Genomic DNA, 17,162 nt, shown 5'->3' with positions numbered 1-17,162 from the left:
CAGCTATGAGAAAAAAGTTAATTGACAAGCTTGAAGAAAATAAGAGGAATCTTTTAATGAAACGTGTTTGTGCCGGGTTAACATCTTGTGAAGAATCAGGGTTTGTTTATCAATTTGCCGAGGCAGAACAAAGCAGGAAGATATTAGAGAATGTATTATCGAACTCTTTCCAAAGTGCAGTGCGTGAAGTTGATATAAGCGGCAGGGAAGCAGCTGTATCGCTTATTTTAGAGACCATTGCGGATGTGGGGATTGAACGGAAGAATGATTTCGTTTATCTGTTTCATCCGTATAGTGATGAAGTCGGCGCTATCAAATGTGCGCTGAAGGATTGTGCAAATCATCTGCACTGTCTCATGAATTTTATTGATTTTGAAGGCCGGCAGCTTTCTAACAGCTTTATTGTAGTTGAGCCGTCCTTCCTATTTGCTATCTGTTTATTTCACACAGAATACGGCTGTGAGCTTGCGTATAAACCGCCGAAGAGAGGTACAAGATGCACCCCTTTTTTATAAAGAACACAAAGGAATCGGCAGTCTTTCAATCCCAGATATATTCCTTATTTCATGAAGACAAAACGTTGCCCGAACAAGTATTTAAACAACAAAAACATTATTATCTATTCGAGGAATTCCACTGGGTCTTGTCTGAAGAAGGCTGGATGATGCTCAAAAGTTTGGCGCATCATCATCACGATGAATTTATCTTAATGGCCGTTCTGGAACACTCGGATGATATGAATCGGTTTTACGAGAAATTCGGATATTTTAACTGGTTAAAGATCCCTTTGCATATAACTGCAGATGAATATCTTTCAATCTTAACTGATTATCCAAAGCACAGTAAAAATGACTGTATATTGAACATTGCATCTCGTGTTGTTTGGGCTTCACCGACTTTCAAGTGGGCGATTTACGGAGAGAGAGAATTTGAAATTTGTATTTTAGGCATTGATCAGGAGATTGCGGGAAAAACGTTAGAATCATGGAGGCCGTTAGATGATCATGTTTTAGACTGGATATCAGTTGTATTCCCGGATCAGATCGTTCCGGATGAATTTCAAAAAAAGCTCGCCGCGCATTATAAATAGCAAGGGGCAATTACATGAAAATAAAAATGAACAAGATACACGATGAATCAGTAAAAGGATGTTTTTGTCACTTTGACAACTGCGGACGTCAGTATCTTGGACGGCATCAGAATGGCGGTCTCTCGTTTACAATCACGGATGAATCCGGCGATACCCGAGTGATTCATATTGATGAACAAATTCCGTGTGAGGATATTATGCTGTTTCAACAGAGTTCGGCTGACAGGTATGTGCTGATTTTCTTTGAATCGCATGAGCATAAAGTGAAGGTATTTTCAGCAGATGGAACAGAACAAAGTGCATTTTCTCTGCCTTCAGGGGTTTCATGCAGTCTTTTGGACGAAAAACAAAACCTTTGGATCGGTTTAAGTGATGAAGGCATTTATAGCGATGAAAATCCTGATGGTCAAAGTGTGCTGTGCTTCACTTTAGACGGACAATTAAAGGAAACTCACATTGATCAGCAGCTTTCAGAAATATATGCGCCCGTTGTAGATGACTGCTATGCGCTTGCGGAAAAAAACGGACTGATCTACATGCTGTATTACTCTTATACAGTCATTGCTGCGTTTGATGAGACGGACGTGAAACGAGTGTGGATTATTTCTGATAAAGCATGTTCAGGGGTATATGATCAGCTTGCGATTTCAGATGACGGGTTTTGGATATGCAAAGATGATCATTCACTGTCCTTCATTCCGGCTGATGTCAGTCTGCCGGTGCAAGAGGTAACGTGCTGTGATCCGGATGGCCGTGAGCTTTCGGGGCATCAGCTGAAGCTGACAAGTAATGCCATTTACGCGGTCTCGACTTCGGGGATCTACAAGCGGGATATAAGTAATGGGAAACAAAATGAATTCTTTTCGGCTAAATGAAATGTTGAGATCCAACAGATATTCTTTAAATGATGACCTCATCAGAAACCTGAAGTTTCACAAAAAAGAATTGAAGGGTCCGCTGCCCTCAGATGCGGGGAGTTTTGAAGAAGACTTTGAGGGGGTTGCCTGCGCGGGGGATTTTTATGAATATTTCGCGCTTGTCTGCGGCAGCTTAGATGTTGTTTTGGCGAATAAACAAATGCCTAAGTGGCAGCGTAAAGCCTTATATAAATCCTTTTTTGAGCTGTATCCTCAATATGCGCAGCTGAAAAACGCTTTAACGGATTATCCGGAGCTCAGCCGGGAAATCGGGCGGCATGAACGGGCCAGGAGGCTGTTAGTCAGCATTTTAAACAAGAAATGAAAGGCAGGCTTCTAACGTGAAAGAACCCACAAGAGCAGAATGTCTGAAGAAGGCTGGTCTGATCCTGAACGGTCAAGCGGCGAGGGAAGAAGTGTCGGATTGGGCGTGCGAGTACGTGGCTGCAGATGATCCGGCGGTTGAGGACGAAACTGTTTGGGAGATGCTCGTATATTTGAGCGGGTTTGATCTGAAAGATTCGCCTGATGCGTATCTGCATACGTTAGAAGAATTAAGAGATTGGGTGCAGGAATATAAAGAAGTTCATGGGGCTTTGTAAGACATGTCAATTCAGGTGAAAAAAAGGAGGCGCAAAATGGAGTGGCACAAACATGAGAAAGCAGTTCTGCCGGGGCCGGATTCGCCGGGTTGTTTTGAATTGACGGAGTTTACGTTCTATACCGGGTATAACGAGTATTATGATAAAATCCCGGTGTTTGAGCTGAAGCTGACTGACGGACAGTATGATGCCGTGCTGCGCTTTGAGGATGTGAGGTCTGCCCGGCTGGATGATCTTGAAAGCATCACCGACATCCATCTGGATATCAGCCCGGTCGACAGCGGCTGGGAATCGATCCGCTACTATGTCGATGACGGGGAAGGAAGCATGAGCTTTTATTGCGCCAAATGGGTCGTGCTCGACATGAAGAAAAAGCAGTCCCCCGAACGGCCCGGCAAAACGTCAGGGTAAAGCGGCGGCATTTCGCGTATAATGAGGGGAGCCGGACAGAGAAGGAGTTTAGTCATGAATGAGTTTAATGAATATGCGATCAGCCCCGAGATCCGACGGGCGCTGAATGGCTTGCAATACACCGAGCCGACTGAAGTGCAGCGGCGCGTCATCCCCGCCGCGCTGCAAAAAAAAGACCTCGTCGTCAAATCGCAGACGGGCAGCGGCAAAACCGCGGCTTTCGGCATTCCGATCTGCGAGCTTGCGGAGTGGGAGGAAAACAAACCGCAGGCCCTGATTTTAACGCCGACCCGCGAGCTTGCGGCGCAGATTAAAGAAGATATCACGAATATCGGCCGTTTCAAACGGATAAAAGCCACGGCGGTTTTCGGAAAAGCTTCTTTTGACAAACAGAAAACCGAACTGAAGCAAAAAAGCCACGTCGTTGCCGGAACGCCGGGACGTGTGCTTGATCACATAGAAAAAGGGACGCTGCCGCTTGAGCGGCTGGCGTATGTGGTGATTGACGAAGCGGATGAAATGCTGAATATGGGATTTATTGAACAGGTGGAAGCCATCATTCAGCATCTGCCGAAAAACAGAGTCACCATGCTGTTTTCAGCGACGCTGCCGGATGACGTCGAGAAGCTGAGCCGCACATATATGAAAGACCCTGAATTGATTGAAGTAAAAGCGGAAGGCCTGACGACAAAAGACATCGAGCATTTTGTCACCAGAACAGAAGAAGAGGACAAAACATCTTTGCTGCGTGATGTTCTGATCACCGAAAACCCGGACAGCTGCATCATATTCTGCCGGACAAAAGAAAGGGTCATCCAGTTAACCGATGAGCTGGACAGGCTGGGCTACCCTTGCGATAAAATTCACGGCGGTATGGTGCAGGAAGACCGCTTTGACGTCATGAATGAATTCAAGCGCGGCGAGTTCCGCTATCTCATTGCGACCGACGTTGCCGCCAGAGGAATTGATATCGAAAACATCAACCTCGTCATCAATTATGATATTCCGCTTGAAAAAGAAAGCTATGTGCACCGCACAGGCAGAACGGGCCGCGCCGGACACCGCGGACTGGCCGTTACGTTTGTGACGCCGTCTGAATCGCGGTTTCTGAATGACATTGAGACATATATCGGTTTCCGCATCCAAAAGCGGGAGGCGCCGTCTGAGAAAGAAACAGCGGAACGGAAAGCGGCATTTGCGGAAAAATTGAACGCCCGCCCCGATGTCAAAACAGACAAAAGCGAACAGTTAAACAAAGACATCATGAAGCTGTACTTTAACGGCGGGAAAAAGAAAAAACTCAGAGCGGTCGATTTTGTCGGGACGATCGCGAAAATCGACGGCGTTTCAGCCGATGATATCGGCATTATCACGATTCTGGACAACGCATCGTACGTCGAAATTCTGAACGGCAAAGGCCCGCACGTTCTTGACATCATGAAAAATACGACGGTCAAAGGCAAAAAACTGAAAGTCCATAAAGCCAAGAAATAAAAAAAGAAAGCCTGCCGCGTGCAGGCTTTTTTTACGCCGTTTCCTCAGGCACAAACGCAAGGATGGCAATGCCGATTACAAATAACAAAATCAGGCTGAACACGGCGGCTGACGAATTTCCGGTCAGCTGGGCGGTGACGGCAATCAAAAGCGGGCCGATAATCGAAGCGAACTTGCCGAAGATATTATAAAAGCCGAAAAACTCATTGGCGTTCTGTTTGGGGACAAGCTTTGCAAAGTAAGAGCGGCTCAGCGCCTGAATACCGCCTTGGGAAGTGGCGACAAGCATAGCCAAAACCCAGAAATCAAAAGCGGAATCCATAAAATAAGCATACGTGCAGACAATCATATACACGCCGATGCCGGCATAAAGCATTGTTTTTCCCTTAAACCGTTCGGCCAGCCGCCCGTACAAAATTGAAAAAGGCGCGGCGACGACCTGTGTGACAAATAAAACAATCAGCAGATTTGCCGCGCTGATGCCGAGGTCAGCCCCGTATGACGTGGACATCGTAATGATGGTGCCGACCCCGTCGATGTAGAAGAAATAGGCGAGCAGAAACAAAAACAGCGCCCGGTGCTTCCTGATCTGCTTCAGCGTTCCGGCCAGCCGTATAAAACTGCTGAGTACAAGCCGCGGCTCCCTCTCGATATAATAGCGCTGGCGGACGCGGAGAAGGAGCGGGATCGAAAACAGCCCCCACCATGCCGCCGTAATCAAAAAGGCAATGCGGCCGGCAGCCTGGGCGGACAGCGGAATCACCTCCGCTTGTGCTGAAAGAATGACGGCAATGCTGAGGAGAAAAGGGATCGTGCTGCCGATATAGCCCAGCCCAAATCCTCTGGCGGACACCATATTCATCCGCTCCTTTGCGGCCACATCAACGAGAAACGCATCATAAAACACATTAGACCCGGCAAAGCCGATCGTGGAAATCGTATAACAAATTAATAACAGCATCCAAGATTCGCCGGGAATCAAAGCCAGCGCGGCGGTGCCCGCCACACCGATCAGAAAAAAGAAGGCAAAAAACCGTTTCTTGCATCCTTTGTAGTCGGCAATCGTTCCTAAGACGGGGCTGAGCATCGCCAAAATAAAAGTCGCGGCGGCAATCGTATAGCCCAAATAAGCGGTGGAATCAGCTGCGCTGACGCCGTTTTCCGCCGCCGCCGCTTTAAAAAACAAGGGGAACACCGCCGTCATAATAATGACCGAATAAGCTGAATTGGCCCAATCATACAGCATCCAGCTGCTTTCTTCTTTCGAAAACCGTTTCATCACACACGCTCCTTCCCAAAAACCGGTTCTCTGCATTATATGCGCCTCTGCCTCATCGTTGGACAAAGATTTCTGAACGGCGTTTTCTGATTGACATGGAGATATTGACCTAGTTCAAAAAGAATGTACAATCAAGGTGTAGCAGGTAAATGGTCAGGCGGGAGGGAGACAGAATTGAAGATTGCGAAAGTCATTAATAATAATGTCGTCAGTGTCCTCAAAGAAGGCAATCAGGAATTGGTCATCATGGGCCGGGGCATTCCATTTTAGTTTCCTTGTATTTATTTTGTCTTACATTCACATATGACTTGGTTAAGGCAGGCAAAACCTAAATTACAATGAGCGCTGATTTCTGTTTGTGCTGATGGTAATTTAGGTTTTTTAAGATTCATTATTATCATTATTCTGACCGATGTCCCCTTTTAACAGAATCATGTATGATCGATAAAGAAATCGCTTTCAAAGAAAGGGGAATGCCGACATGTTTTATCGTATGAAACGAGTGCTGCTGCTTCTTGTCACTGGATTGTTTTTGAGTTTGTGTGCGATCACTTCTACTGCATCAGCTCAAACAGGCGGATCGTTTTTTGAACCTTTTAACAGCTATAACTCCGGATTATGGCAAAAAGCAAATGGTTACTCCAATGGAGATATGTTCAACTGCACATGGCGTGCAAATAATGTATCCATGACGTCATCAGGTGAAATGCGTTTGGCGCTGACAAGCCCGTCTTATAACAAGTTTGACTGCGGGGAGAACCGCTCCGTTCAAACCTATGGCTATGGACTTTATGAAGTCAGAATGAAACCGGCTAAAAACACAGGGATCGTTTCATCGTTCTTCACTTATACAGGTCCAACGGATGGCACTCCTTGGGATGAGATTGATATCGAATTTTTAGGAAAAGACACGACAAAGGTTCAATTTAATTATTATACAAATGGCGCGGGAAACCATGAGAAGGTTGCGGATCTCGGATTTGACGCGGCCAATGCCTATCATACGTATGCGTTCGATTGGCAGCCAAACTCTATTAAATGGTATGTCGATGGGCAATTAAAACATACTGCGACAAGCCAAATCCCGACAACACCGGGAAAGATCATGATGAACTTGTGGAATGGGATAGGTGTCGATGACTGGCTCGGTTCCTACAATGGTGTAAATCCGCTATACGCTCATTATGACTGGGTGCGCTATACAAAAAAATAATGTACAGAAAAGGATTTCCGCCAACGGAAATCCTTTTTTGATTAAAACGAAATAATCCCAATCAAAAGCGCCGCAATCGTCATCACAATCGTTGTTCCCACGGCCCATTTAATAGTGAATTTTTGATGGTCGCCAAAGCTGACGCCTGCCATTCCAACCAATAGATAGGTGGAAGGCACTAGCGGGCTGAGCAGATGCACAGGCTGCCCCAGCAAGGAGGCCCTTCCGATTTCAGCGGCGTCTATTCCGTAAGCGGAAGCGGCTTCGGCGATGATGGGAAGGACACCGAAGTAAAAGGCGTCATTCGACATGAAAAAGGTGAATGGCATGCTGACGATCGCAGTGATCAACGGCAGGTGCGGGCCCATGGCATCAGGGATGAGTGAAACGAGAGAATGCGCCATGGCATCCACCATTTTTGTGCCGGAGAGAATGCCTGTGAATATGCCCGCAGCAAACACCATTGAGACAACGTTTAACGCATTACCCGCATGCGCCGAGATTCGTTTCTGCTGCTCTTTGACATTTGGATAGTTAACCATCAAGGCAACGGCGAACGCAGTCATAAAAAGAACAGGAAGCGGCAGCAGGCTGGTGATCAGTGCGGCCATCAGAGCGACAGTCAGCAGCAGGTTAAACCATTGAAGAGCGGGGCGCTTGAGCGGTGCGGCCTCCGGATCGGAAGACGGTGCGTGATCAATCGAAATGACGCCGAGCCGCTTCCGCTCTTTCTTTCCGAGGATATAAGCAACGGCGATCACCCAGAGAATGCCGGCGATCATAGCGGGAATCAGCGGCGTGAAGACCTCTGACGTGTCCAATTTTAAGGAGGCCAAAACCCTCGCAGTCGGGCCGCCCCACGGGATAATATTCATAACCCCCGAACCGAGCATCGCTATTCCCGCTAACACCAAACGGTTCATGCCGAGCCGTTTGTAGAGAGGCAGCATCGCTGCAATGGTAATCATATAGGTTGTTGTCCCATCTCCGTCCAGCGAAATGGTCATGGTCAGAACCGCTGTGCCTACGGCGATTTTTAACGGATCTCCTTTGACAAACGATAAGATTTTGGCAATGAGAGGATCAAACAGGCCCGAGTCAATCATAATGCCGAAATACAGGATGGCGAATAACAGCATGATACCGGTAGGGGCGAGGTCTGTAACGCCCTGAATCATCATCTCGCCGAGATTTTTGCCAAATCCGCTGATCAGGGCGAACACAATAGGAACGACAATCAAAGCAATAAGAGCGGAAAGCCGGTTAGACATAATAAGGTACATAAAGACAATCATCATCACAAAACCGAGTATGGCAAGCATGATATGACCTCCCCTATTCAACAGCTTTTTTGGTAAGCGCTTCCATCCTTTCTTTCTGTGAAGAAGGCTTATTTCAAATGTGTATGACCGCATATCTATATGTAGACCAAAAATCCTAATGAGCGGATTAGCAGTTTATATGAAGAACGCCACGGGTAAATGTGCTGTAGAATGTTTCGTTTTAAAAAGGGGGAGCAGACATGTGTGAAGACCAAAACAAACGTGTAAATGAACACTCAAAGGACGAGCAGCTTGAGCAGTACAGGGCCGATAACAGCGGGAAGAAAATGACGACAAACCAAGGCTTGCGGGTGTCAGAGGATGAGCATTCGTTAAAAGCCGGGGTTCGCGGCCCGACGCTGATGGAGGATTTTCACTTCCGGGAGAAAATGACGCACTTTGACCACGAGCGGATTCCGGAACGAGTCGTTCATGCGCGCGGGTACGGCGTTCATGGGCATTTTCAGGTGTACGAACCGATGACGGAATATACACGGGCGAAATTTTTGCAGGACCCGTCCGTCAAAACGCCTGTTTTCGTCCGTTTCTCAACAGTGGCGGGCTCCAAGGGGTCAGCCGACACCGTCCGTGACGCCAGGGGGTTTGCGACGAAGTTTTATACTGAAGAAGGGAACTATGACCTCGTCGGAAACAATATTCCGGTGTTCTTCATTCAGGACGCGATCAAATTCCCGGATCTCGTTCACGCCATAAAACCGGAACCGCACAATGAAATGCCGCAGGCTGCGACGGCTCATGATACGTTCTGGGATTTTGTCGCAAACAATCCTGAATCCGCGCACATGGTCATGTGGACGATGTCTGACCGCGGCATCCCGCGAAGTTATCGGATGATGGAGGGCTTCGGCGTGCATACGTTCCGTTTCGTCAATGAGAAAGGAAAAGCGCGCTTTGTAAAATTCCACTGGAAACCCGTGCTCGGCGTTCATTCCCTCGTATGGGATGAAGCGCAGAAAATTGCCGGGAAAGATCCCGATTTCAACCGCCGCGACCTGTGGGAAACGATTGAAAACGGCGGCAAAGTCGAGTATGAGCTCGGTGTTCAGATGATTGACGAAGAAGACGAGTTCAAATTCGATTTCGATATCCTTGATCCGACGAAGCTGTGGCCGGAGGAGTTGGTTCCCGTCAAGCTGATCGGAAAAATGACCCTTGACCGCAATCAGGACAATGTCTTTGCGGAAACGGAACAGGTCGCCTTTCACCCGGGAAATGTCGTGCCGGGCATTGATTTCACCAATGATCCGCTTCTTCAAGGCCGGCTTTTCTCTTATACAGATACACAGCTCATCCGTCTTGGCGGGCCGAATTTTCACGAGATTCCGATCAACCGGCCGGTCTGCCCGTTCCATAACAACCAATACGACGGCTACCACCGGATGACGATTAATAAGGGTCCCGTCGCCTATCATAAAAATTCCCTGCAGAACAATGATCCGTCGCCGGCCTCAGAAGAAGAAGGCGGATACGTTCATTACCAGAAAAAAGTAGAAGGCAGAAAAATCCGCCAGCGCAGTGAGAGCTTCAATGACTATTTTTCTCAGGCCAAGATGTTCTGGAACAGCATGTCTCCCGCTGAGAAAGAACATATCATCTCCGCGTTCTGTTTTGAAGTCGGAAAAGTGAACAGCAAGGATGTGCAGCAGCAGGTGGTTGATGTCTTCAGTCACGTCGACGCCGGGCTAGCCGAGCGTGTTGCGAAAGGAATCGGCGTGAACCCGCCGCCGAAGGACCGTGAATCTGATGAAACGTTCACTTCCCCGGCCTTAAGCCAGGAAAACACGGTGAAGACGGCAGCGACAAGGCAGGTTGCGGTTTTAACCGACCACGGGTTTTCTGATGAGAAAGTCAAACAAGTGCTTGATGCATGCAAACAGGCGGGAGTCAGAGCCGATATCATCAGCCCCGCGCTGGGAACCGTCAAGGGAGAAAACGGCACGGAGCTCGAAGCGTCAGCCACTTTCCTGACAGCGGATTCCGTCCTGTACGACGCTGTTTTCATTCCGGGCGGAAAACAAAGCACAGACAGCCTCAAAGCCCAAAAATCGGCCAGAGACTTCGTCAGCGAAGCCTTCAGCCATTACAAAGCGATCGGCGCCTCCGGTGAAGGAAAAGAACTTCTCGCCCTCGCCGCCGGAACCGAAAACGGCCCAGGCCTTGTTCCGGACGGAAACCATGAACAATTTCTGAAGGCCGTGGCTGAGCATCGGCATTGGGACAGAAGCATATAAGAATGAAAAAGCGCCTTTTATGAGAGGGGCGCTTTTTTATTGTGAAAGTGAAATATCTGAACGAAGCATTAATATTGGGAGAAAACGAAAATGGCTTCCGTGCAAATCCGTCCCTTCCGCTGTCCGGGACATTCAGACAACAGTTTTTAGAGAGTCAGGGCATGCGCTATTTAAAGCAGTCGGGTTGATGAAATAATATGTTTCACCCTCTTTGGTTTACTTCCGCTCTGTGTTTGTGTATCTTAGGGGTAGATTTTCTGGAGGAGCGAATGATAGTGAAGCCGTTTACCGAAAAACAACTCGAAGAATATTACCGGCGTGACGAAAACATGATGATTTTGGTGTTTGCCCAATGGTGCGTCAATCATGACCTTGATCCGATGGCCATTTACAGCAAGGCTTATCCCGGACAGCCTTTAAACGAAGAGCTGCGAAAAACGGCTGAAGAACTTGTCGTGCCGAAGGAGGAATCAGAACGGATTCCTGATCAAACCGTTATCGGCGTTTTGGAGATGTTCGGCAACTCCGATTTGGCGGAAGCCGTTTATGAAGCCATTGCGCAAAGACCTTCACGGTAAAAGAGGCGTGGATTTTCCATGTCTCTTTTTTTATGGAGAAAATGTGAAAGAAGGCCCAGAAACAATTTGCTGATCTGCGCTGTCTATAGAGTGTAAACCGTTTTCAAAAAGGGAACGGTAATGAAAAGGAGGAGTTGTGATGAAAAAGGCATTCAAAATGATGGCGGCCGTGCTCTTAACAGTGCTGACAGCCGCGCCGTTCGGAGGTTTCGCGCCTTCAGCCGAGGCCGCGCAAACCGCAAAGCCCGTCGTCAAAAGCCAGACGTATAAGCATGTAAAGCAGCTGACATACCCCGAGGTCACAAATACGGGAAACGCATCTTTTGAAAAGAAAATCAATCAGGACTTCAAGCGCTATATTGAACAATCGTACAAAGAATATGTGAAAAACAAAAAAGACGGTGAGAAACAAGGCTACAAAGCGGAATACCAGGCAGATTTCAAGGTGAAGTATAATCAAGACGGCAAGCTCAGCATTCAGACGGAAGACTACAGTTACACAGGCGGCGCACACGGGCTGACATCCGTTCAGACCTTTAATTACGACTTGGCCGCAAAAAAACGGGTCACACTCGATAATGTGCTGAATACAAAAACGAAAGCTAACAAGACGAGAGACTATCTTTACGGTTACATCAAGAAACATGATGATCTGTTCGATCAGGACGTTAAAAAACAGGAGATCATCCTGAATAACGAAAGACCTTTCTTCTTTACGAAAAACGGCATTGCCGTTGTGTTCGGACAATATGATCTCGGACCGTACGCGGCAGGAATCCGGGACGTTTTCGTACCTGCATCCGTCTATCAATAAAAAAAAGCGATATCACTCCAAAACGGAGCGGTATCGCTTTTTTTCTATTACCAGACAAACAATCCGACAATCGCCGCGCTCAATAAGGAAACGGCAATTCCGCTGACAAGCAGCTTCCAGACGTTTTTTCCGATGATGGCTGATTTTTCACCATCAAGCAGAGATTGATAAGATCCGTAGATCATACCGATGGTGCTGAAGTTTGCGAATGATGTCAGGAATGTCGTAGCCACGGCAATCGTGTGCGGCGGAAGTGAATTCAGCTGCCCTTTCAGATCGGCCATTGCCACAAATTCATTCGTCGCGAGCTTGATGCCCATCAGCTGTGCGACATACATCGCGTCATGTCCGCCTAATCCGAGAAGGAAGGCAAACGGACTGAAGATGTATGAGAAAATCTTTTGAATGGTCAAACCGTGCATGAACAATCCGAGTACGCCGTTTAACGCGGCCGTTAACGCCACATATCCGATCACCATCGCTAAAATGACAATGACCATGTTCATGCCGACAAGCATACTGTTAGAGATTGTGGAGAAGAAGTCTTTTTTCTCCGCTTTTGAAGGAACGTAAATAATATCATCCTCTTTAGAAACGTCCACGGGATTCAGCATATTGGCGATTAAAAGGGCGTTTAAGCAATTCAGCGGGATGGCTGTAAACACATAAGTGGACGGAACCATCGTCAAGTACGATCCGATGATCGAGCCGCTGATGCTGCTCATGCTCATCAGCCCGAATGTCAGAAGCCGATTGTTGCTGACGGCGGCAAGCTGCTGGCGGATGACGGCTAAAGCTTCCGTATTTCCTAAAAACATCATCTGGATGGAGAAAAAGCTCTCCAGCTTCGGCAGACGGGATATTTTAGAAATCAGCCAGCCGATTTTATCAATGAGCCACGGCAGAATACCGAAATACGACAGCATATCAAAGAAGGTCACGACGAAGATAATCGGCAGCAATGCGCTGAAGAAAAAATCAACCGTCGGATTGGCCATGACAGACGGAAAAGCGAACGCAATTCCTTGACTGGCGCAGGAAATCAGCCATGTAAAGAACGCGCCGATCTTCCCGATGACAAAGCCGCCGACTTTTGTCCCTAACATAAACCAAGTAATCAGAAACTCAAAGACGAGGAGCATGACAATCGGACGCCATTTAATCTTCTTCTTGTTGGGAGAGCATAAGAAAACAACAGCCATGACAACAATGAGACCGACAATGTTCAATAAAAAGTACATGTGAGCAACTCCTATAAGGGTATTATGGAAATAAAAAAAGCTCTTATTCGTCACAAATTCCTGAAAGCCAGAAAGTGTGATAAATAAGAGCCAAAAGAAAAGAATAGACAGCGTCATATGCTTTTCACTCGTTCAAATTTATGCAAACTTTCTTGTAGTCTAGTCTTTTACGGCACTAGGTAGAAACAATCAGACCATATTACTGATCATATACAAGAATAACGATATTACATGAGATAGCAGTATTTTATCGTTTCAATTTTTGAAAATCAACCTTTTTAGATATTTTCAAAATAATAAATTTATATTATAAATAAAGAAAATAAAGGATGTTCATAAGTAATTGGATAATAAAGGTTTAAAATACCCCCAAAAACCGTTCCGGTTCATTGTAAAGACGGGATGCAGCTGATAAAATGGATCTGAGGGCACAGCCTTCAAAAGACGGCAGAAAAGGGGTCATTTTCGTGATCATTCAGTTCATTCGTTACAGATAATGAGAGGTATAGATAAATAGGTTAAACCTTCCAATTTGGCGAGGTTTATTTGTCTATGCCTTTTTCATTTCATCGGAATAACGAATGAATGAGGTGTTTTTTTGACGTCTATAAAAAGAAAACGCGCGGAATTACTGCAATCATGCCAGTCCGTGTTCAGGTGTCCGCTATGCCGGTCGGCCATGGCGGTCTCACAATACAAAAGCTTGATTTGCGGACAGGGGCATACATTTGATATATCAAAACAAGGATATGTGAATTTCCTCAATAAATCGGTCAAAACCCGCTATGACAGGCAGCTGTTCGAAGCGAGACGCGAGCTTTTTGACAGCCGGGAATTTTTTGGGCCGGTTCAAAAGGAGATCGCCGCCGTCATCAGCCGTAAGCAATCTCCGCATAAACCGGCGGCGATATTGGATGCGGGATGCGGAGAAGGCTCTCATTTAGCCGCCGTATGCAAATTGCTTCAGCCCGCTTTTTCCGTGACGGGAATCGGCATTGATCTCTCGAAAGAAGGTGTGCTGCATGCCGCAAAGGCCTTCGGGAATCATTTGGTTTTTGCCGTCGCTGATGTGGCGGATGCGCCGTTTGCCGACAGCTGTTTTGATGTCGTGATGTCTGTTTTATCACCTTGGAATTACAAGGAATGCAGCAGGCTTTTACGAAAGGGCGGCACAGTCATTAAAGCGGTGCCGCGGCGTGATTATTTGAAGGAAGTAAGGGAATTCTTCTTCGGAGACAGCCCTCGGCGGAATGACACCGCCGATTCTGCGGCCGGACGATTCCAAGCGGGCTTTCAAACCTTTGAGCGCAAACGGCTGTGTTACACGAAGACCTTAGCGCAGCCTGACCTCGAGCGGCTTGTGAAAATGACGCCCTTAACATGGAAATGTACTGATGACAGCATCCGGCGGTTCATCAGCCGGAAAGAGGCTGCTGTCACGATAGATATCGATATTTTAATCGGAACCGGTCCGCTGTAAAACGGAAAAGACACGCTAATCGCGTGTCTTTTTTTTATTTCCAGACTTCACCGGCAATGTTGACGACATGGCGCAGTTTTGCCCATTGCTGTTCTTCTGTGATCAGGTTTCCTTCCTCAGTGGAGGCGAATCCGCATTGCGGGCTGAGGCAAAGCTGATCCAGGCTGACATATTGTGAAGCTTCTTCAATCCGGCGTTTAATCGCGTCCTTGTCTTCAAGTTCGCCATGTTTCGACGTAATCAATCCAAGCACAAGCTGAAGATCAGAGCGTTTGACATAGCGGAGCGGTTCAAAGCCGCCGGAGCGGGAATCATCATATTCCAGGAACAATCCGTCAAGGTCAAGCCCGTCAAAAATCGTTTCAGCCGCTGCATCATAGCCGCCTTCAGCCGTCCATGTGGATTGGAAGTTGCCGCGGCAGATATGCATCGTAACCTTCAGATCGTCAGGGCGGTCCTTGATGGCGTCATTAATGGAAGCGGCAAACAGCTTGCGCAGCTCATCCGGCGTTGTGCCGAAAGCTTCAATCTGACGAAGCCCCGCTTCTGATAAGAAAACGGCCCATGCGGTGTCATCGAGCTGAAGGTAGCGGCACCCGGCGTCATAGAAAGCTTGAATCGCTTTTTTATACGCCTTTGACACATCGTGCTGAAATTGTTTGTAATCATTCTGGTAGGACGCTTTTTCCAATTTTCCGCGGAAAAACAGCATATTCGGACTTGGGATGGTCATTTTCGGAACAGCATCGCCGGCAATGCTGTGCAGGAATTTATAATCTTCGAGCATCGGATGCTGAGAAAAATCAATATCTCCCGTTACTTTAATGCCGCGCGCTTTCGTCTGTACGTTGTGAAACTGAATGCCGCTTTCAGGCGTAAACGCTTCGACGCCGTCTAAATTTTCGAGAAAATCAAAATGCCACCAGGCACGGCGGAATTCGCCGTCAGTCACGACATTGAGGCCGGTTTCTTTCTGCTTTTCCACACTGCGGATGATTTCTCTGTTTTCGATTTCGCGCAGCTGTTCTGCCGAAATCTCACCCGCCGCTCTTTGCAGGCGGGCTTGCTTCACAGCCGTCGGCCGCAGCAGGCTTCCGACCTGATCCGCGCGAAACGGCGGGTTTTTTCTTAGAAGCGTATGCAATGGTTGTTCTGTGTTTTGCTGTGACATGAACGATTCCTTCTTTCCTGATGAAATATAAAAAGCTCTTCCCTCGGATAGGGAAGAGCTTGCGTCCGCAAATCTCAACCTTATCTTCAGGATTTAGCACCATTCTGCTGAACAGCGGTTGCCGGGTATCATAGGGCCAGTCCCTCCACCTCTCTTGATAAGGAAATATGCTATTTTTCAGAATAAACTGTAATACTCTTAATCTTAGTATGTTTTCTCATATTGTCAATATATTTCGATAAATATTTTATTTATCACCCTCAAATAGAATCATATCTATCACAATGGCGATCGCGAGACAAAGAACGATATCCTCTTCCTTTTCAATCTGCAAATGATAGGAATCGCCCCAGCTCATCCATGATTTGGTGACGGTCATCCGGTTTGATTTTCCGTCTGTCACTTGAAAATTCCGGCCCCACACATCGCCGGTAAGATCCCAGCCGAGTCCGGAAATTTCAAATTTCGGTTTGAAAAACGTGACTTTCTTGATGACTTGGCAGACGGGTTTGCCGCTGACGGAAATCTCGTAACGGGGAACGAGCGACATCAGTTTCTGATTGACGCTGGCGAGCGTGCGGCCGTCCAAATCAGTCAGCTTCAGTTCATCACCGAATGAAAACAGCTTTCCTTCAACATTGTAGACTTCTTTTCCGCTTTCAAGAAACACTTGAAAACGATTCTTAAACGTCAACATCCGCTCTTTGATATAAAAATGGTACATAAAAAAACTCCTTTTTTATGTTGTACGAAAAAAGGAGGCGGATGGTTTCATATCGGCCGGGTGCATAAAAAAAAGGCTGCCGATTTTGCGGCAGCTGTCGTTTTTATGATAGCGGCATCCGGCGTTTTTGACGGATCGCATTTAAATCAATGATGTTATTCGTGTCGGCAGCTGTCACCAGCGGGCTTGTCTTTGGCGTTTTCCGGCGGTTGTCCTTACTGAAAGAGAAAACAAGATACCCTGTCAAAGCAGCAAAAATAAGTAGCATCATTTTACATACCTCCCAAAAAAAGTTTTGGTATTATTATTGTACGAAAAAACAAACGAAAAGTATTCAAACAATTGTCACTTTTTTAAAAAATAACGTCATTTTCCGTAAAAATGACTAGGGGTTGAAGAAAATTTGCTCTTGTTGTGGTTCTATAGATTGTATCGGCTGATGAATGGTGATCGTTTATATAACTTTTTCACTATTTTTTGTAAGAGTCTAATTAACCACTTCGTTGTTTTCGTTTGCCTTGTGTTATTCAGTACCCTAAAAAACCTTATAATATGCAAAATAACTGCTTCTAAC

The 17,162-nt window shown here is 46.8% G+C and carries 17 protein-coding genes, 2 pseudogenes and 2 riboswitches; of the genes and pseudogenes, 13 read left to right on the top strand and 6 right to left on the bottom strand.

What is annotated here, in order from left to right; all coding sequences use genetic code 11:
- Positions 1-5 precede the first annotated feature (5 nt).
- From NYE38_RS19250 to NYE38_RS19220, 7 genes and pseudogenes are all read left to right on the top strand, one after another.
- The gene (locus NYE38_RS19250) at positions 6-515 is read left to right on the top strand and encodes a hypothetical protein (RefSeq protein WP_021494697.1); all 510 of its coding nucleotides are present in this window, start codon (positions 6-8) and stop codon (positions 513-515) included.
- On the top strand, positions 497-1,090 hold the full coding sequence (locus NYE38_RS19245; RefSeq protein WP_025650038.1) for a hypothetical protein: 594 nt from the start codon (positions 497-499) through the stop codon (positions 1,088-1,090). The genes NYE38_RS19250 and NYE38_RS19245 overlap by 19 nt, the downstream gene beginning before the upstream one ends.
- A 14-nt stretch (positions 1,091-1,104) precedes the next feature.
- Positions 1,105-1,965, top strand: coding sequence for a hypothetical protein (locus NYE38_RS19240; RefSeq protein WP_025650039.1), 861 nt, complete (start codon positions 1,105-1,107; stop codon positions 1,963-1,965).
- A 1-nt stretch (position 1,966) separates the two neighbouring features.
- Positions 1,967-2,329, top strand: a pseudogene (locus NYE38_RS19235) (YxiJ family protein); the annotation flags it as partial.
- Positions 2,330-2,348: 19 nt separating this feature from the next.
- Positions 2,349-2,609 carry a hypothetical protein gene (locus tag NYE38_RS19230; RefSeq protein WP_017418581.1) on the top strand — a complete coding sequence of 87 codons (261 nt, stop codon included), beginning with the start codon at positions 2,349-2,351 and terminating at the stop codon, positions 2,607-2,609.
- Between the two features lie 36 nt (positions 2,610-2,645).
- A complete protein-coding gene (locus tag NYE38_RS19225) occupies positions 2,646-3,020 on the top strand; it encodes a hypothetical protein (RefSeq protein ID WP_017418582.1) in 375 nt (124 codons plus the stop codon).
- 54 nt (positions 3,021-3,074) lie between these two features.
- On the top strand, positions 3,075-4,514 hold the full coding sequence (locus NYE38_RS19220; protein WP_071182071.1) for a DEAD/DEAH box helicase: 1,440 nt from the start codon (positions 3,075-3,077) through the stop codon (positions 4,512-4,514).
- A gap of 31 nt (positions 4,515-4,545) precedes the next feature.
- Here NYE38_RS19220 and NYE38_RS19215 read toward each other — a convergent pair whose 3' ends face one another.
- Complete coding sequence (locus NYE38_RS19215) at positions 4,546-5,796, bottom strand: MFS transporter (RefSeq protein ID WP_340801679.1); 1,251 nt, start codon at positions 5,794-5,796, stop codon at positions 4,546-4,548.
- Positions 5,797-5,967: 171 nt separating this feature from the next.
- Between NYE38_RS19215 and NYE38_RS19210 the strand changes: the two are divergent.
- Positions 5,968-6,060: pseudogene (locus tag NYE38_RS19210) on the top strand (CAT RNA binding domain-containing protein); the annotation flags it as partial.
- 214 nt (positions 6,061-6,274) lie between these two features.
- Complete coding sequence (locus NYE38_RS19205) at positions 6,275-7,006, top strand: glycoside hydrolase family 16 protein (RefSeq protein ID WP_017418586.1); 732 nt, start codon at positions 6,275-6,277, stop codon at positions 7,004-7,006.
- 41 nt (positions 7,007-7,047) lie between these two features.
- Here the strand turns inward: NYE38_RS19205 and citH are convergent, their stop codons facing one another.
- Positions 7,048-8,328 (bottom strand): citrate transporter CitH, encoded by a 1,281-nt coding sequence (gene citH, locus NYE38_RS19200; RefSeq protein WP_340801682.1) that lies wholly within the window; start codon positions 8,326-8,328, stop codon positions 7,048-7,050.
- Between the two features lie 200 nt (positions 8,329-8,528).
- On the opposite strand from citH, the gene NYE38_RS19195 reads away from it, so the two are divergent.
- The 3 genes from NYE38_RS19195 to NYE38_RS19185 all read left to right on the top strand — a co-directional run bounded on the left by NYE38_RS19195 (position 8,529) and on the right by NYE38_RS19185 (position 11,972).
- Positions 8,529-10,580, top strand: a complete 2,052-nt coding sequence (locus NYE38_RS19195; protein WP_017418588.1) for a catalase — start codon at positions 8,529-8,531, stop codon at positions 10,578-10,580.
- A 269-nt stretch (positions 10,581-10,849) separates the two neighbouring features.
- Positions 10,850-11,158: a hypothetical protein gene (locus NYE38_RS19190; protein ID WP_017418590.1), complete on the top strand. Its 309-nt coding sequence runs from the start codon at positions 10,850-10,852 to the stop codon at positions 11,156-11,158.
- A gap of 139 nt (positions 11,159-11,297) precedes the next feature.
- Positions 11,298-11,972, top strand: coding sequence for a DUF3298 and DUF4163 domain-containing protein (locus NYE38_RS19185; RefSeq protein ID WP_017418591.1), 675 nt, complete (start codon positions 11,298-11,300; stop codon positions 11,970-11,972).
- Positions 11,973-12,019: 47 nt separating this feature from the next.
- Here NYE38_RS19185 and NYE38_RS19180 read toward each other — a convergent pair whose 3' ends face one another.
- On the bottom strand, positions 12,020-13,213 hold the full coding sequence (locus NYE38_RS19180) for a NupC/NupG family nucleoside CNT transporter (RefSeq protein WP_014419242.1): 1,194 nt from the start codon (positions 13,211-13,213) through the stop codon (positions 12,020-12,022).
- A 135-nt stretch (positions 13,214-13,348) separates the two neighbouring features.
- Positions 13,349-13,449, bottom strand: a riboswitch (purine riboswitch).
- A gap of 362 nt (positions 13,450-13,811) precedes the next feature.
- Between NYE38_RS19180 and NYE38_RS19175 the strand changes: the two genes are divergently transcribed.
- Positions 13,812-14,693 (top strand): methyltransferase domain-containing protein, encoded by an 882-nt coding sequence (locus tag NYE38_RS19175; RefSeq protein ID WP_017418592.1) that lies wholly within the window; start codon positions 13,812-13,814, stop codon positions 14,691-14,693.
- A 34-nt stretch (positions 14,694-14,727) separates the two neighbouring features.
- Here NYE38_RS19175 and NYE38_RS19170 read toward each other — a convergent pair whose 3' ends face one another.
- The 3 genes from NYE38_RS19170 to NYE38_RS19160 all read right to left on the bottom strand — a co-directional run bounded on the left by NYE38_RS19170 (position 14,728) and on the right by NYE38_RS19160 (position 16,859).
- A complete protein-coding gene (locus NYE38_RS19170) occupies positions 14,728-15,864 on the bottom strand; it encodes a 5-methyltetrahydropteroyltriglutamate--homocysteine S-methyltransferase (protein ID WP_017418593.1) in 1,137 nt (378 codons plus the stop codon).
- 77 nt (positions 15,865-15,941) lie between these two features.
- A riboswitch (SAM riboswitch) is annotated at positions 15,942-16,028 on the bottom strand.
- Between the two features lie 83 nt (positions 16,029-16,111).
- Positions 16,112-16,588 carry an LURP-one-related family protein gene (locus NYE38_RS19165; RefSeq protein WP_025650049.1) on the bottom strand — a complete coding sequence of 159 codons (477 nt, stop codon included), beginning with the start codon at positions 16,586-16,588 and terminating at the stop codon, positions 16,112-16,114.
- Positions 16,589-16,691: 103 nt separating this feature from the next.
- Positions 16,692-16,859 (bottom strand): hypothetical protein, encoded by a 168-nt coding sequence (locus NYE38_RS19160; RefSeq protein ID WP_003150808.1) that lies wholly within the window; start codon positions 16,857-16,859, stop codon positions 16,692-16,694.
- Positions 16,860-17,162 lie beyond the last annotated feature (303 nt).

Source organism: Bacillus sp. EU63 (genome assembly GCF_038592915.1).
Taxonomy (GTDB): Bacteria; Bacillota; Bacilli; order Bacillales; family Bacillaceae; genus Bacillus; species Bacillus velezensis.
The sequence above is the reverse complement of the archived record's forward strand: the minus strand, read 5'-3'. Positions and strand labels throughout refer to the sequence as shown.

Excerpts from the sequence above, each read along its gene's own strand:
- NYE38_RS19160 (WP_003150808.1), bottom strand. The coding sequence starts at position 16,859 with ATGATGCTACTTATTTTTGCTGCTTTGACAGGGTATCTTGTTTTCTCT.
- NYE38_RS19250 (WP_021494697.1), top strand. The coding sequence starts at position 6 with ATGAGAAAAAAGTTAATTGACAAGCTTGAAGAAAATAAGAGGAATCTT.
- NYE38_RS19185 (WP_017418591.1), top strand. The coding sequence starts at position 11,298 with ATGAAAAAGGCATTCAAAATGATGGCGGCCGTGCTCTTAACAGTGCTG.
- citH (WP_340801682.1), bottom strand. The coding sequence starts at position 8,328 with ATGCTTGCCATACTCGGTTTTGTGATGATGATTGTCTTTATGTACCTT.
- NYE38_RS19220 (WP_071182071.1), top strand. The coding sequence starts at position 3,075 with ATGAATGAGTTTAATGAATATGCGATCAGCCCCGAGATCCGACGGGCG.
- NYE38_RS19170 (WP_017418593.1), bottom strand. The coding sequence starts at position 15,864 with ATGTCACAGCAAAACACAGAACAACCATTGCATACGCTTCTAAGAAAA.
- NYE38_RS19180 (WP_014419242.1), bottom strand. The coding sequence starts at position 13,213 with ATGTACTTTTTATTGAACATTGTCGGTCTCATTGTTGTCATGGCTGTT.
- NYE38_RS19165 (WP_025650049.1), bottom strand. The coding sequence starts at position 16,588 with ATGTACCATTTTTATATCAAAGAGCGGATGTTGACGTTTAAGAATCGT.
- NYE38_RS19245 (WP_025650038.1), top strand. The coding sequence starts at position 497 with ATGCACCCCTTTTTTATAAAGAACACAAAGGAATCGGCAGTCTTTCAA.
- NYE38_RS19195 (WP_017418588.1), top strand. The coding sequence starts at position 8,529 with ATGTGTGAAGACCAAAACAAACGTGTAAATGAACACTCAAAGGACGAG.
- NYE38_RS19225 (WP_017418582.1), top strand. The coding sequence starts at position 2,646 with ATGGAGTGGCACAAACATGAGAAAGCAGTTCTGCCGGGGCCGGATTCG.
- NYE38_RS19240 (WP_025650039.1), top strand. The coding sequence starts at position 1,105 with ATGAAAATAAAAATGAACAAGATACACGATGAATCAGTAAAAGGATGT.
- NYE38_RS19190 (WP_017418590.1), top strand. The coding sequence starts at position 10,850 with ATGATAGTGAAGCCGTTTACCGAAAAACAACTCGAAGAATATTACCGG.
- NYE38_RS19205 (WP_017418586.1), top strand. The coding sequence starts at position 6,275 with ATGTTTTATCGTATGAAACGAGTGCTGCTGCTTCTTGTCACTGGATTG.